10 protein-coding genes are annotated in these 15,308 nt (G+C 72.9%); 3 read left to right on the top strand and 7 right to left on the bottom strand.

The annotated features are described in order from the left end of the window. Positions 1 to 153: 153 nt before the first annotated feature. The 7 genes from ACFXG1_RS31800 to ACFXG1_RS31830 all read right to left on the bottom strand — a co-directional run bounded on the left by ACFXG1_RS31800 (position 154) and on the right by ACFXG1_RS31830 (position 7,829). On the bottom strand, positions 154 to 1,365 hold the full coding sequence (locus tag ACFXG1_RS31800; protein WP_384745662.1) for a YncE family protein: 1,212 nt from the start codon (positions 1,363 to 1,365) through the stop codon (positions 154 to 156). Further along, positions 1,365 to 2,165, bottom strand: coding sequence for a polysaccharide deacetylase family protein (locus ACFXG1_RS31805; RefSeq protein ID WP_384745664.1), 801 nt, complete (start codon positions 2,163 to 2,165; stop codon positions 1,365 to 1,367). Before ACFXG1_RS31805 ends, ACFXG1_RS31800 begins: the two co-directional genes overlap by 1 nt. A gap of 473 nt (positions 2,166 to 2,638) precedes the next feature. Continuing rightward, positions 2,639 to 3,157 carry an ATP-binding protein gene (locus tag ACFXG1_RS31810; RefSeq protein ID WP_384708206.1) on the bottom strand — a complete coding sequence of 173 codons (519 nt, stop codon included), beginning with the start codon at positions 3,155 to 3,157 and terminating at the stop codon, positions 2,639 to 2,641. A gap of 190 nt (positions 3,158 to 3,347) precedes the next feature. Beyond that, a complete protein-coding gene (locus tag ACFXG1_RS31815) occupies positions 3,348 to 4,163 on the bottom strand; it encodes an enoyl-CoA hydratase/isomerase family protein (protein WP_384708209.1) in 816 nt (271 codons plus the stop codon). Between the two features lie 166 nt (positions 4,164 to 4,329). Further along, positions 4,330 to 5,565: an Ig-like domain-containing protein gene (locus tag ACFXG1_RS31820; RefSeq protein WP_384708212.1), complete on the bottom strand. Its 1,236-nt coding sequence runs from the start codon at positions 5,563 to 5,565 to the stop codon at positions 4,330 to 4,332. A 163-nt stretch (positions 5,566 to 5,728) separates the two neighbouring features. Then, positions 5,729 to 6,379, bottom strand: coding sequence for a response regulator (locus ACFXG1_RS31825; RefSeq protein WP_384708275.1), 651 nt, complete (start codon positions 6,377 to 6,379; stop codon positions 5,729 to 5,731). Positions 6,380 to 6,494: 115 nt separating this feature from the next. Next, positions 6,495 to 7,829: a sensor histidine kinase gene (locus ACFXG1_RS31830; RefSeq protein WP_384708215.1), complete on the bottom strand. Its 1,335-nt coding sequence runs from the start codon at positions 7,827 to 7,829 to the stop codon at positions 6,495 to 6,497. Between the two features lie 739 nt (positions 7,830 to 8,568). Between ACFXG1_RS31830 and ACFXG1_RS31835 the strand changes: the two genes are divergently transcribed. The 3 genes from ACFXG1_RS31835 (at position 8,569) to ACFXG1_RS31845 (ending at position 15,213) form a co-directional block, all read left to right on the top strand. After that, positions 8,569 to 10,560, top strand: coding sequence for an ABC transporter ATP-binding protein (locus tag ACFXG1_RS31835; RefSeq protein ID WP_384745667.1), 1,992 nt, complete (start codon positions 8,569 to 8,571; stop codon positions 10,558 to 10,560). 155 nt (positions 10,561 to 10,715) lie between these two features. Then, entirely contained in the window at positions 10,716 to 12,569 is a 1,854-nt protein-coding gene (locus tag ACFXG1_RS31840; protein ID WP_384719303.1) for an ABC transporter ATP-binding protein, read from the top strand. A gap of 610 nt (positions 12,570 to 13,179) precedes the next feature. Further along, positions 13,180 to 15,213, top strand: a complete 2,034-nt coding sequence (locus ACFXG1_RS31845) for a M4 family metallopeptidase (protein WP_384745669.1) — start codon at positions 13,180 to 13,182, stop codon at positions 15,211 to 15,213. Positions 15,214 to 15,308 lie beyond the last annotated feature (95 nt).

The following is a 15,308-nucleotide window of genomic DNA, read 5'->3' on the forward strand; positions in this document are numbered from 1 at the left end:
GGTATCCGCCCCCCGGCGTGTCAATTTCCCCCGCGCGGGCGTTGGTGGGCGCGGGGGGCCGGCGCCCGGGTCGTACCGGGGGCCCCGCGGCATGCCCGGCATGCCCTGTGTCCCGGGTGGGCGGCCAGGTGAGTGGCCCGGTCAGCGGCCCGGTCAGCGGAAGACGCCGGTGTGTCCCAGGGAGTAGCGGCCCGGCTGGGGATAGAAGGCGAGTCCGTGGGGGCCGTCGCCGACCGGGATCCGGGCCAGCTCCTTGCCGGTGACCGTGTCGATTGCGTAGACCTCGGAGTCGTACCGCCCCGACAGCCACAGGACCTTGCCGTCGGCGGAGACCCCGCCCATGTCGGGGCTGCCGCCGCCGGGGAGCCACCATTTCTTGGTGAGCTTGTTCCGGGTGAAGTCGAAGACGGAGACGGAGCCCTCGCCCCGGTTGGGGATGTACATCTCCTTCGAGTCGCGGCTGATGTAGAGCCCGTGGGCGCCCTCGCCGGTGGGCAGCAGGGTGGGGGTGGTGAACTTCTCGCCGTCGAGCACCCAGACGCCATGGGCCATCATGTCGGCGACGTAGAAGGTCTTGCCGTCCGGGGAGATCTTCACGTCCTGGGGCATCGCGCCGTCCAGGGGGAGCTTCTGCTGCCCCACGACCTCCATCTTCTCGGTGTCGACCTTCAGGAGTTCGCCGGAGAACTCGCAGGAGACGATGAAGTACCGGCCGTCGGCGGAGAAGTCGGCGTGGTTGACCCCGTAGCAGGTCACCGGGGTGGTCTTCTTCCGCTCCATGGTGTGGGGGTCGCGGAAGACCAGCTCGCGGTCCATGGAGGCCATCACGACGGCGTACTTGCCGTTGGGCGTGAAGTACAGGTTGTACGGGTCGTGGACCTCGACCTCCTTCCCGGCCTTGCCGGTCGCGGGGTCGATGGGGGTGAGGGTGTGGCCCCGGTTGTTGTTGACCCAGAGGGTCTTCAGGTCCCAGGAGGGCACGACGTGCTGCGGCTGGACGCCCACCGGGATGGTCTCGACGACCTCGTAGGTGGCGGGGTCGATCACGGAGACCGTGTTGGAGTTGGTGTTGGGGACGTAGACCTTGGTCGGGAAGTTCTTGACGACGGGCGAGAGCCGGCCGGGGCGGTCCGCCGCGTAGAGGTCCTTCGGGTCGAGGACCGGCGGCATCCCGGGCAGTCCGGGCGGGACGACGGGCGCGGCCTGCTTACGGGCCGCGGCGGCCTTGCTCCGTTCGGACGGTCCGGCCGGGCCGGACTCGGTACCGCAGCCCGCGACCAGCGCGACCAGGGCTCCGGCGAGCAGCAGACGGCCACGGCGGGCGGGGCGGGCCGGGGCGGGGATCGGGTGGGAGGCGGGACGCATCAGCTCAGCAGCTCCGTGGTGGTCACCGCGCGCAGTCCGCGGCGGTGGAGATCGTCGAGGAGGGCGGGCAGTGCGGCGACCGTGTCCGCATAGCCGAAGTGGAGGCTCACCACCGATCCGGGCCGGATCTGCTCGGCGACCGCGCGGGTGACGGCCGGGGCGCCGGGCGAGGTGGAGTCGAGGGAGTCGAGGTCGTAGGAGAGGACGTGCGGATATCCGGCGCGCCGGGCGAGCCGGACGACGAGCGGGGTGGCCTCCTGGGTCCGGGACGGCCGGAACCAGGTGCCGATGGAGCCGGTGAGCCGCCGCAGCCGTTCGGCGCAGGCCGTGATCTCGGCGTACGCCTCCGCCTCGGACAGGTCGTTGACGGCGAGATGGCGCATGGTGTGGTTGCCGAGGTCGTGGCCGCCGTCGAGGATGCGGCGGGCCAGCCGCGGATGGTCGTCGAGCCACTCGCCGATCGCGAGGACGGTGATCCGCGCCCCGGCCCGCTCGGCCTCGGCGAGTACGGCGTCCGCGGTGGCGGGGTCGCCGCCGCCGTGGAAGGTGAGGGCGACCCGGTCCCCCACGTCCGGGCCGTGGGTGATCTGGTCGGGGCGTCCGGGGTAGCGGCGGGGCGCCGGCGCGGCGGCGCGTTCGGCGGCCCGCCCCGCGGGCGGGCGGCCCGGGGTCCCGGGGGTGGCACGGGCGGCGGGCGGCCGCGGGGGGCCGTCGCCGTCGGCGCAGCTCGTGACGAGAGCACCGGCGACAGCGGCCCCCGCTCCGGCCCGCAGGGCGCGACGACGGTCGATCGGGGTCACAAAAGAGGACGCTAGGCAAAAAATACGAAGAACTTACCCATTAACCCGATTCAGGTAGTTTCGCGAGCTGCGGACGGGTGTGATCCCACCGTAAAAATGCATCCCATCAGCCCGGATTCAGCAAGATTTATGAGGTGAGTGCCCCATCTCACCTGAGATTCTCGTGAGCATCGCCCACTTTGCCAACTTATGACCGTTTCGAGAATTTGGGAGTTGTTTCCCCGTCTGCCATAGTCGGTGGCACGACCTCCCCCGACCCGGGCTCGGTCGTCCCAGGCGGCCGTGGAAACACCCCCTTGTCCACGCCGCTCCCCAGAGGCCCCCATCCGCCGCACACCGGCGCCCGTGGGGGCTTCTGGGTTTCCGCACCAGGCGCGTCCGGGCGCTCCGCGCACAGGACGCGTCCGGGGCACGGCTCAGGACACTTCCGGAACTCTTCCGGGTCGCCGCTCAGGATTCCTCCGGGTCGCCGCTCAGGACGGGGTGACACCCCGTTGCGGCACCCGCATCTCGAACCAGGTCGTCTTGCCGCGCGGCAGCAGATCCACACCCCACCGGTCGGAGAGCCGGTCGACCAGGAAGAGGCCCCGCCCGCTGACGTCCGTCGGCTGGACCGGCAGCAGACAGGGCAGTCCGCGCGAAGGATCGCGCACCTCGACCCTGATCCAGCCGGGACGGCGGGTCATCCGCAGCCCGAAGACCCGGGCACCGGTATGCCGGACGGCGTTCCCCACGAGTTCGGAGACGAGGAGCACCGCGGACTCGGCGATCTGCCCGGAGAGCCCCCACTGCCGGACGATCACCGAATGGGTCAGCCGCCGGGCGGTGGCCGCGGATTCGGGGCGGGACGGCAGCCCGACCTCGCCCCGCGCCGGGTCGCCGAACATCTCCACGGCCTTCAGGCCCTCTTCGTCCTCGATGGCGGTCATCCACCGGGTCGCGGTCACGCCTTCGCGCTCCCGCGGTTGTTCCACACCTTCGAGGCCCGCCATGCCCCCATCATGGCCGCCGGGGGCGGTTTCCGTGGCGGTTCCAGCGGAATCGGGCCCCCGGAACTGCTCATTCCGGAAGCCCGCGTCGGCATATGTCACTGGCCTCACAACACCAGATCTGCCCACCCCGAACCCCGTTGACACCCTGTCAACAGGGGCTTTCGCGGCCCGCGCGCCGGAGCGTGCGCCGTTACGGTGTCCCCGCCCCGGCCTCCCCGGCGCGCAGCTCCTCCGTACCGGCGAATACGGCCTTGCCCGGCCCCTCCGCGACAAAGCTGCGCATGCCGCGTTCCTTGTCCTCCGTCGCGAACAGCCCGGCGAACCAGTTCCGTTCGATCGCCAGCCCGGTCTCGATATCGGTCTCGAGACCGGCGTCCACGGACTCCTTCGCCGCCCGCAGCGCCAGCGCCGGGCCGCGGGCGAGCCGGGCGGCCCAGGCGTGTGCCGCCTCGTACACCTCGGCCGCCGGTACGACCCGGTCCACCAGGCCGATCGCCAGCGCCTCGGGCGCCTTCACCTGACGTCCCGTGAAGATCAGGTCCTTGGCCCGGGAGGGCCCGATCAGCCGGGACAGCCGCTGGGTGCCGCCCGCGCCCGGGATCAGCCCGAGGAGGATCTCGGGCTGGCCGAGCCTGGCGTCGTCGGCGGCGATCCGGTAGTCGGCGCAGAGCGCGAGTTCGCAGCCGCCGCCGAGGGCGTAGCCGGTCACCGCGGCGACCACCGGCTTGGGGATCCTGGCGACGGCCGTGAACGCCTCCTGGAGCGCCCGGGACCGGGCGATCATCGCGGCGTGGTCGATCGCCAGCATCTCCTTGATGTCCGCGCCGGCGGCGAACACCTTCTCACCGCCGTACAGGATCACGGCCCGGACGTCGTCGCGCCTCCCGGCCTCATCGGCCAACTCCCGCAGCCGGTCCTGGAGGGCGATGTCGAGCGCGTTCATCGGAGGGCGGTCCAGCCGGATGGTGCCGACGCCGCCGGAGACTTCGAGGGAGACAGTGCTCATTCCAGCAGGTTAACCGGCGCTAACAGCGACTGTGCTCCGTGCGTTCCGTCACAGCGGCCCCGACGGCGAACGCGGGTCACGACCGCCCCGGGGGCGCACGGGCCGCGGATCACGACCCGCCCGGGGGCGTACGGCCGGGTGGCGGGACCCGCCCCGGGGGCGCGGGCTATCGCTTCCACTCCTCCCACGGCATATTCCAGCCGCTGAGCCCGTTATCGGGCGCGACCGTCTTGTCGTGCGAGTTGACCACCTCCACCACGTCCCCGATGAGCGTCCGGTCGAAGAACCAGCCCGCGGGTGTGTCCCCGCTGCCGCCCTTCACATCGCGCAGCCCGACACAGCCGTGGCTGACGTTGGCCGAGCCGAAGATGTCCGACGACGCCCAGTAGTTGCCGTGCAGGAAGGTGCCGGAGCGGGTCAGCCGCATGGCGTGCGGGACGTCCTCGATGTCGTACTCCCCCTTGCCGTCCACGTCGGTGAAGCCGACGGTCGCCCCGTTCATCCGGGTCACGTCGTGCATCTCGCTGACGACCATCTTCCCGTTGTACGTCATCGCGTTCGGCGCGCCCGCCGTGATCGGGAGGGTGGCGACCAGCGCCCCGTCCTTCCGTACCTGCATCGTCTTGGCCTCGGCATCGACGAGGGAGACCTGGGAACGGCCGACGGTGAAGGTGACGGTCTTGTCCTGGATGCCGTAGGCGCCCGGCGCGGCCTCGACGTCCCGCAGCCGGACGTCGACGGTGACCTTGGTGCCCGTGGTCCAGTACCGCTCGGGCCGGAAGTCGAGCCGCTGGTCACCGAACCAGTGCCCGACGATCTCGACCGGCGGATCGGAGGTCACCTCGATCGCCCGCCGCACGGCCTCCCGGTCCTCGATCTTCCGGTTGAAGTCGAAGGAGACGATCATGCCGGTGCCGACGGTGGACCGGTGCTCGGGCTTGAAATAGCCGATGAACCGGCTCTCGGGGACCTTGGTGGTGAAGGTGGTGTGGCGGGCGGTGCGCCGGCCGTGGCCGTCGAGGGCGAGGACGTCGACGGCGTACTTGGCCGCGACCCCGAGGCGGACGCCGTCGGCCGGCAGCCAGCGCAGCCCGTCCTCGGAGATCGCGCCCCGGACGGTGGACGGCGACTCGTTCTCGATCCGGCTGACCGTGACCCGCTCAAGACGCCCGCTGGTGAGCCGTACTTCGAGCCGGCTCTTGGGATCGACCCCCTGGGCGCCGTCCTCGGGAATCACCCGGATCACCCCCTCGGACGCCTGCCGTACGGGTACGTCACCGGGGTCCCCGCCACCGTCCCCGCCCGAGGTACACCCGGAGAGTCCCGCCAACAGCGCTGCCATTCCGGCCGAGGCCAGGGCGGTCAGCACGCCCCGGCCGGTCCGCTTCAGTACGTGTCTCACGTCCACCCAACGACCGCGCCCCCATGGGGGAAACGTGGCCCGGTGGGCGGTGTGTCCCGGTACGGCGTGGACCCCGCCGGCCGCACCCGTTCGACACGCGCGTTCGACTCATCTGTTCGAGGTGCCCGTACGGCCGTCCCCGTACGGCCGCGGCTGTCGATCGTCAGCCGAGGATGCCGCAGTCGTACGCGCGGGCCACCGCCGCCGCCCGGTCCTTGGCGCCGAGCTTGGCGAACAGGTGGGTGAGATGGGTCTTCACGGTGGCCTCGCTGATGAAGAGTTCGGCCGCGATCTCCTTGTTCGACATCCCCCGGGAGACCAGGGTCACGACCTCGCGCTCCCGTGCCGACAGCAGATCACTGCCGGTGGCGCGCGGCGCGCGGACGTGCGACACCAGCCGGGAGGCGACCGCGGGGGAGAGCACGGTCCGGCCGTCGGCGGCGGCGCGGACGGCGGCGAACAGCTCCTCGCGCGGGGCGTCCTTGAGGAGGTAGCCGGTGGCGCCCGCCTCGATCGCGGGGACGGTGTCGGAGTCGGTGTCGTACGTGGTGAGGACCAGCACTTCGGCACGGGCGCCGAGCCGGGTCAGTTCGGCGATGGCGGCGACACCCCCGCAACCGGGCATCCGGAGGTCCATCAGCACGACGTCCGGGTCGAGCCGGAGGGCGGCGGCGACGGCGTCCTCACCGTTGTCGGCCTCCCCGACGACGGCGAAGACGGAGGACGACTCGAACATGCCGCGCAGTCCGTCGCGTACGACGGGATGGTCGTCGACGACGAGCAGCGTGATCGTCCGGCCGGGCGGGCGGGACACCGGCGGCGGGGGCCCGTCCTGCGGGCTGCCGTCCGCGGTCCGGTCGGTCCGGTCGTCGGTCCGGTCGGTCCGGTCGTCGTTCCGATCGTCGGCGGCGGGAGTGTTCCGGGAGGTCTCAGACATGGCGTACCAACGGTACGCGAACGGAGACGGCCGTCCCCCTGCCGGGCTCCGACTCCACCTCCACCCGGCCCGCGATCCGTTCGGCTCGGGCCCGCATACCGTGCAGACCGAAGCCGCCGCTGTCGCGGCGGACGGGCACGCGGCGCGAGTCGAAGCCCCCGCCGTCGTCGCGGATGTCGGCGATGACCTCGTCGTCGAGAAAGGTGAGGGTGACCCCGGCCCGGCCGGCTCCGGCGTGCCGGGCGGTGTTGGCGAGCGCCTCCTGGACGATCCGCAGCAGGGTCGCCTCGACCTCCTCGTGCAGCGGTTCCGCGGTGCCGGTGACGGTGAACCGGGCGGGTATCCCGGTCCGTTCGGACCAGTCGGCGACGGTCTTCTCCAGCGCCCCCGCCAGGCTGTCGTGTTCGAGTGCGGCGGGGGCGAGGTCGTGTACGGAGCGCCGGGCCTCCCCGAGGCTCGACCGGGCGAGCGCGGAGGCACGGGCCAGATGGCCCCGGGCCGTCTCGGGTTCCGAGCTCGCCGAAGCGGCCTGGAGCTGGGTGATGATCCCGGCCAGCCCCTGGGCGATGGTGTCGTGGATCTCGGCGGCGAGCCGCTGCCGTTCGTCGGCCACGCCGGCCTCCCTGGCCCGGTCCAGCAGCCGCGCCTGGAGACGGGCGTTCTCGTCCATGGCCCGGGTGAGCCGGGCGTTGGCGCGCTCCAGCTCCTCGATGGTCTCGATCTTCTCGCGGGCGGCGTTCTGTTCGTGCTCGATGATCCGGGCGAAGACGAGGCAGAGGAGGGAATTGAGAAGGAGGAGCACCCCGAAGGAAAGCCACGGCTGCGCTGTCGGCGGGGGCAGTCCACCGGACTGGGCGCCCGCACCGGCGACCGAGTTGAGCACCAGACCGACCCGGAGCAGCCTGGGGCCGGGCAGCACCCGGGCGGCGGCGAAGAAGCCGACGAGGGAGTAGAGGGCGAAGGAGGGGTCGGTGACGGTCAGACCCGTGGTGAGCAGGACGCGCAGGAAGAAGTGGAGCTGACCGGCCCGATCGTGATCGCCGGGCGCCTGATGGACAGGGGCACCCGTGCGGAGGGTGAACGGGAGGACCGCGTGGTCGCCGGAGCGGGCCCGACGGGTGAGGGTCTGCCGGATTTCGAGACCGAGGGCCAGGGTGAGCATGACCCCGGCCGCGTACACGTCGGTCCGGCTCATGAGGTCGCGGCCCGAGAGCGCGACGACGAAGACGGTGAGGGCGAGGACGGCGTACGGGCCCCAGCGGTGTAACCGGCCCCAGTGGATGTCGGCGGGCGTCGGGGCCGGGACGCCCACGGGTCCGCCGCCCACGCCGGTGTCCGTACGCGCTACGGCGGCCCCGCCCGGGGAAGGCGGAGTGGCAGGGGTGGGACGGGGGTCGGCGATCATGTGGGCAGTCTGGCGTACGGCCCCGGGGGGCGTACGTGTTCCCGGCGGACCCGGCGGGCCCGGCGGGCCCGGCGGGCCCGGCGATCGGCGGCGCCGGGCCCGTACGGGACGGGGCCCGGGGGCCGTGCCGCGTACCGGGACGCGGCCGGAGCGGTCGGCCGCGTCCCGCGGGCACCGACCGGCTGTGAGCCCCCCGCCGGTCGGTTCCCCACCGGGCGGCGCGGAGTCCCGCGCCGTCCGGCCGTTCATGTCCCGGCCGCCCGGCCGCGCGTCGCCGGGACCGCCGGCCGTCGCGGAGGCCCGGCGGACGGCCGCGCGCCGCCGGGGATACGGGACCGGGCCGCGCCACCACCCGGTCCCCCGCGCTACCGGCCGGGGCACGGATCCGGCGGCGCGGGCGACCGGGGAGGGCGAGGCGGCGGCGCGGGTCGCGGATCCCGCGTCCGGGACCCGGCCGGAGCCGGGGGTCCGCGGATGCATCACCTGGATGATCGCCGCCATGGCTCAAGATTCGCGGCGGGGCGGGGGTCGGCGCATCCTCCGTCCCGCTGGATCCGCGTATCGGCCGATCGGACGATGCGCGGCTACGACTCCGGGGGCGGCCCGCCGCCCGGAAAAAGGAGATGTGTCGTGTCAGTGGTGAACCGTAGGCTCGGTCCTGATGCCCACTCACGCCACCCCCCAGGAAAAGCCGCCTCCGAACGGGCCGACCGACACGCACGGCACCGACACCCCCGACACCCCCGGCACCCTCGGCACCCTCGGCACCGGCACCGGCGGCACCGACGTCGCACCGGAGCCCAAGCGGTCCGTCGTCAGGACGCTGCTGCGGCTGTGGCCGTACGTCCGGCCGGTCCGGGGCCGGATGTCCGCCGCCGCGCTCGTGGCGATCGTCGCCTCGTGCCTGGGGCTCGTCCTCCCCCTCGTCCTGAAGTGGATCGTCGACGGCCCGGTCGCCGACCGCGACCCGGGCGGGGTGTGGCTGGGGGCGCTGGCGCTGTTGCTGCTCGGGATCGCGGAGGCGGTGCTCTTCGGGTTCCGGCGGTGGCTGGTGGCCCGGCCGCTGTCGGGGGTCGAGGCGGCGATGCGGGCGGATCTGTACCACCATCTCCAGCGGGTGCCGCTGGCCTTCCACGACCGCTGGCCGTCGGGCCAGTTGCTGTCGCGCGGGACGACGGACCTGGGGCTCATACGGATATTCCTCCAGTTCCCCCTGACCTTCCTGCTGGTCAACGGGGTGACGATCGTCGTCGGTCTGGCGATCCTGCTGGTGCAGGAGTGGACGCTGGGTCTGGTGCTGATGCTCCCGGTCGTCCCGCTGATCGCGATCTGCTCCTTCTTCGAGGCGCGGTACTCGCGGGCGTCCCGGCTCGCCCAGGACCAGGCCGGGGACCTGACCACGGTGACGGAGGAGAGCGTCCTCGGGATCCGGGTCGTCAAGGGCTTCGGCCGCCATCGCGGCCAGGAGCGGGCCTTCGCCGCGCTCGCCGGGTCGCTGCGCGGTACGGAGGTGGTCAAGGCCCGGATGGTGGCGGGCATCTGGGCCGCGGTGACGGTCATCCCCGAGCTGGCGATCGGCGCCGCCCTGGTACTCGGTACGGTCCAGGTCGCGGACGGCGTCCTGTCGGCGGGCACCCTGGTGGCGTTCCTCTCCACGGCGCTGGCGCTGCGCTGGCCGGTGGAGTCGATCGGCTTCCTGCTGGCGCTCTGCCAGGAGGCGGCGACCGCGACGGAGCGGTTCTTCGAGGTGATGGACGAGCCCGAGGAGTCCGGCGGCGACCGCACGGAACCACGACCGGACGGTACGGCTCCGGCGACGACGGCACCGGAGGCGTCGGCGCCCCGGGGCAAGAGCCCCGGGACGGGTGGCGGGCTGCGGTTCGAGGGGGTCGTCTTCCGCTATCCGGACGCGCCCGCCGACTCCCGGCCCGTACTCGACGGGATCGATCTGCACATCGCATCCGGCGAGACGATGGCCGTGGTCGGGGCGACCGGTAGCGGGAAGACGACGCTCACCGCCCTGGTCCCCCGGCTGCACGAGGCGACCGGCGGCCGGATCACGCTGGACGGCGAGGACATCACGGCGCTGTCGCGCGAACGGCTGCGGACCCTGGTGTCGGTGGCGTTCGAGGAGCCGACGCTGTTCTCCGCGACGGTCGCCGAGAACGTCCTGATGGGCGTGGGCGGCACACCCGCCCCGGACGCGCTGGACCGGGCGCTCGACATCGCCCAGGCCGATTTCGTCGCGACCCTGCCACGGGGTGCGGGGACCGAGGTCGGCGAGCAGGGCCTCACGCTCTCGGGCGGCCAGCGACAGCGGCTGGCACTGGCCCGGGCGGTCGCGGCCCGGCCCCGCTTCCTCGTCCTCGACGATCCCCTCTCCGCCCTGGACGTCCATACCGAGGCCCGGGTGGAGGCCGCGCTACGGCGCGTACTGAAGGAGACGACGGCGCTGGTCGTGGCGCACAGACCGTCCACCGTGCTGCTCGCCGACCGGGTGGCGCTGCTGTCCGGCGGCCGGGTCGCGGCCGTCGGAACGCACCAGGAACTGCTGCGGACCAGCGCCGAGTACGCCTGGCTGATGTCGGGCGCCGAGCGCCCGCCGGGGCCGCGCGACCGCATCGAACTTCTGCCGGAAGGGAAAACTCCGTGAGCCAGGCGCAGCAGCGGCCCCCGTCGACCGGGCGGGCCGCCGCGTCCGGGGAGCCGACCGTCCCGGACTACCCGGAGCAGGCCCCGGTACAGGCCCCGATCCCGGCACCGGTCCAGGTCTCGGCCCCGGTCGGCGACACCGGAATCGACACCAGGATCGACACCGACACCGACACCGGGACCAGGACCGAGGCGGGCGACGGCGAAGGCGAAGGCGACGGGGATCCGTTCGACCGCGACGACCTCCCGACACCCCCGCGCGCCACCCGGACCCTGCTGCGGTCGCTGCTCTCCCCGTACCGGCGCCGGGTGGCGATGGTCGCCCTGCTCCTGCTCCTCCAGCAGGCGGCCGTCCAGGCGGGCCCGCTGCTGGTGGCGTACGCGATCGACCGGGGCGTTCCGGCGCTGCGGTCCGACGACTACGGCCCGCTCGTCGCGGTCGGCGCGGGCTACGCGCTCGCCGCCGTCGGCGCCGGGCTCCTCCAGTACCTCTTCGTCAGCGTCATCGGCCGTCTCAGCCAGGACGTCCTGCTGGATCTGCGCCACCGGATCTTCCGGCACGCGCAGTCGCTGAGCGTCGACTTCCACGAGCGTTACACCTCGGGCCGGCTGATCTCCCGTTCGACGGCGGACGTGGAGTCCCTGCGCGAACTGCTGGACGAGGGGCTCCAGGAACTGATCAACGTGATCCTGGCCTTCGTGTACATCTCGGTCCTGCTCCTCTGGCTCGACTTCGGGATCGGCGCGGCCGCCGTCGCCACCTTCGCCCCGCTGTTCGTCCTGATCCGGTTCTACCGGCGGCGCTGCGCGGTGATCTACGGCAAGCGGTCGACGGCCATGGCGGCCGTGATCGTCCGGTTCACGGAGACGATGAACGGCATCCGCCCGGTCCGGGCGTTCCGCCGGGAGCGGGCGAACGACGAGGCGTTCCGCGCGGTCAACCAGGACCACTGCCGCAGCAACGGCGACGCGATGCTGGAGCTGGCCCTGTTCGTGCTGGGTTCCCGCCTGATGGCGAACACGGCGATCGCGGGCATGGTGCTGTGGGGCGCGTACCGGGTCGCGGACGGCACCCTGGCGCTCGGTGTGCTGGCGGCGGCCGCGCTCTATCTGCGGCGGCTGTACGACCCCATCGACCGGCTCGGCATGTTCCTGAACTCGTACGAGTCGGCGGCGGCGTCGCTGAGGAAGATCGCCGGACTGCTGACGCAGACCCCGGCGGTACGGGAGCCGGAGCGGCCCGTGGCGCTGCCGGAGCGGCCCGCCGGACGGCCCGGCCGTGCGGTGGTCTTCGACGGGGTCCGGTTCGCCTACCGCACCGGCGGTGAGGTGCTGCCCCGCTTCGATCTGACGATCCCGGCGGGCGAGACGGTCGCGGTCGTCGGCTCGACGGGCGCGGGCAAGTCGACCCTCGCCAAGCTGCTGGCCCGCTTCTACGACCCCACCGACGGCCGGGTCCTCGTCGACGGGATCCCCCTGACCGACCTGGGGACGGCCGAACTGCGGCGCGGTGTGGTGATGGTGACCCAGGAGGCGTTCCTCTTCTCCGGCACCGTCGCCGAGAACATCGCCATCGGCCGACCCGACGCCGGCCGCGAGGAGATCGAGCGGGCGGCGAAGGCGATCGGCGCGCACGACTTCATCGCGGCGCTGCCCGACGGCTACGACACCGACGTCCGCAAGCGGGGCGGCCGGATCTCGGCGGGGCAGCGCCAGTTGGTGGCCTTCGCCAGGGCGCTGCTCGCCGATCCGGCCGTACTCATCCTCGACGAGGCGACCAGCTCCCTCGACATCCCGGGCGAGCGGGCGGTGCAGCAGGCGATGGACACCGTGCTGCACGGCCGTACGGCCCTGGTCATCGCCCACCGGCTGTCCACGGTCGAGGTCGCGGACCGGGTCCTGGTGATGGAGGGCGGCCGGATCGTGGAGGACGGACCGCCGGGCGAGCTGATCGCGGCCCCCGGGCGGTTCGCCGATCTCCACCGCGCGTGGCGGGAGAGCCTGGTGTGACCGCCCCGGGTGGCCGGTGAACATGTTCTTCTGGCTCGGCGGGGGGAAGGAGGCCACCCGGTTCTCCCGACATCCGGGGTATCGCCGTGAACCGGCCACATCCGCCGCGTCCACAAGAGCACCGGGATCCGCCCGTACGAGCCCTCGCGCCCGCCGGACCGCGCGGTCCGGCCGCCGGACGCCTCCGGCGGGTCCCCGGACGGACGGGCGGCGAATACCGGCGCGTTGCCCACCCTTTACCTGCTCATGACAGGTCACCGCACCCGGTTCCGGCGTCCGATGAACGGACAAGCGCTTTCGGTCAACGGACGCATTCCGGTCAACCTTTTGACGCGCCCCTGACAGAAACCTGCCACGGCTGCGACTCTTCACCCCTGTTCGCGTTCCACGGGCCCGCCGTTCCCGGACACCCCTCGCCCCGGAGTCCGGCGGGCCCGTCGGACTCCGCCCGCGTACCCGTACGGCTCCGCTCCCGTACGGCTCCGCTCCCGTACGGCGCGCACCGCGCAAAGCACCGCGCAAGGACCACGGCACCTCCGCACCACTTCTCCGCCGCACCGTCCGGACGGCGTCACCCGCCGCTCCGTACCCCCTCGCAGAAGGAGTCCGCGTGAGACCCACGCCCCGACGCGCCACGGCGACCGGCGCGCTGATCGCCACCACCGCCATGATCGCCCTCGGCCTCCAGGCCACCAGCTCCACCGCCGCGACCTCCGGCGCCGACCGCGCCCCGGCCGCCGCCCGGGCCGGTCAGCCCGACCCCGGCGCGCTGCCCAGGACCCTGACACCCGCCCAGCGCACCGCCCTCATCGCCGCGCGCGACGCCGACACCGCCGCCACCGCGAAGGAGCTCGGGCTGACGGCGGCCGAGAAGCTGCTGGTCCGCGATGTCGCCCAGGACCGGGACGGCACCACGCACACCCGCTACGAGCGCACCTACCGCGGGCTGCCCGTACTCGGCGGCGACCTCGTCGTCTCCGAGACGCCATCGGGCGCCACCGAGGCAGTCGCCCGTGCGTCCCGGCTCGCGCTCACCGGTGTCGCCACCGGCTCCGCCCGTACGGCCCCGGCCGCCGCCGAACGGCAGGCGCTGGCCCGGGCCGAGGCCGAGGGCGCCGAGGACGCCGATGTCACCCGCGCGCCGCGCCGGGTCGTCTGGCTGGCACAGGGCGCCGAGCCCGTCCTCGCGTACGAGACCGTCGTCGGCGGCCTCCAGCACGACGGGACCCCGAGCGAGCTGCACGTCGTCACCGACGCCGGTACGGGTGCCGAGCTGTACCGGTGGCAGGCCGTCCACACCGGGACCGGCAACACCATGTACAGCGGCCAGGTGACCGTCGGCTCCGTCCAGTCCGGCGGCGCCTTCCAGCTCACCGACTCCGGTCGCGGCAACCACCGCACCACCAACCTCAACCGGGGCACCAGCGGCGGGACCCTCTTCAACGGCCCGGACGACGTCTGGGGCAACGGCCAGCCCGCCGACGCCGAGACCGCGGCCGCGGACGCCGCCTACGGCGCCGGGCTGACCTGGGACTACTTCAAGAATGTGCACGGCCGTTCCGGGATCCGCGGCGACGGCGTCGGCGCGACCTCCCGGGTCCACTACGGCAACAACTACGTCAACGCCTTCTGGCAGGACTCCTGCTTCTGCATGACGTACGGCGACGGCGCCGGCAACGCCAAGCCGCTGACCTCCATCGACGTCGCCGCCCACGAGATGACCCACGGCGTCACCTCCAACACCGCACGGCTCGTCTACAGCGGTGAGTCCGGCGGCCTCAACGAGGCCACCTCCGACATCTTCGCCGCGGCCGTCGAGTTCCACGCCAACAACCCGAACGACCCGGGCGACTACCTCGTCGGCGAGAAGATCGACATCCGGGGCAACGGCACCCCGCTGCGGTACATGGACCGGCCCAGCCGCGACGGCTCCTCCAAGGACGCCTGGTACGCGGGCATCGGCGGGATCGACGTCCACTACTCCTCCGGCCCCGCGAACCACTGGTTCTACCTCCTCTCCGAGGGCAGCGGCGCCAAGACCGTGAACGGGGTCGCGTACGACTCCCCGACCTCCGACGGTCTGCCGGTCATCGGCATCGGCCGCGAGAAAGCGGCGCTGATCTGGTACAAGGCGCTCACCACCAAGTTCACCTCCACGACCAACTACGCGGGCGCCCGCACCGGCACGCTCGCCGTCGCCACCGAGCTGTACGGCGCGAACAGCGCCGAGGTGAAGGCGGTCACCGACGCCTGGGCCGGGGTCAACGTCGGCGGCAGGCCCGGCGGCAACCCGGGCGGCCCGTCCTTCGAGAACGCGGCCGACGTGGCCGTCCCCGACAACGGGGTGCCCGTCGTCTCGCCCGTCACGGTCTCCGGAGTCGCGGGCAACGCCCCCGCCGCGCTCCGGGTCGAGGTCGACATCATCCACACCTGGCGCGGTGACCTGGTCGTCGACCTGGTCGCCCCCGACGGCTCGGTCTACCCGCTGAAGCCGTTCAACGCGGGCGACTCCGCGGACAACGTCCAGGAGACGTACACCGTCAACGCCTCGTCCGAGGTCGCGAACGGCGAGTGGCGACTCCGGGTCCAGGACCGGGCCGCGCAGGACACGGGCTACATCAACCGGGTCAAGCTCCAGTTCTGACCCTCCGGTGCCGGGCCCGCGAGCCCGGCACCGGCCGTCGGACGCGCCCGCCGGCGGGGGGTAGACACCCGATGCCCCGCGCCGCCGGAGAACCA

This window comes from Streptomyces sp. NPDC059248 (genome assembly GCF_042753905.1).
Classification (GTDB): domain Bacteria; phylum Actinomycetota; class Actinomycetes; order Streptomycetales; family Streptomycetaceae; genus Streptomyces.

What these genes read in the sequence shown, in the direction of transcription:
- ACFXG1_RS31800 (WP_384745662.1), bottom strand. Translation starts at nt 1,365, where the DNA reads ATGCGTCCCGCCTCCCACCCGATCCCCGCCCCGGCCCGCCCCGCCCGC.
- ACFXG1_RS31810 (WP_384708206.1), bottom strand. Translation starts at nt 3,157, where the DNA reads ATGGCGGGCCTCGAAGGTGTGGAACAACCGCGGGAGCGCGAAGGCGTG.
- ACFXG1_RS31815 (WP_384708209.1), bottom strand. Translation starts at nt 4,163, where the DNA reads ATGAGCACTGTCTCCCTCGAAGTCTCCGGCGGCGTCGGCACCATCCGG.
- ACFXG1_RS31835 (WP_384745667.1), top strand. Translation starts at nt 8,569, where the DNA reads ATGCCCACTCACGCCACCCCCCAGGAAAAGCCGCCTCCGAACGGGCCG.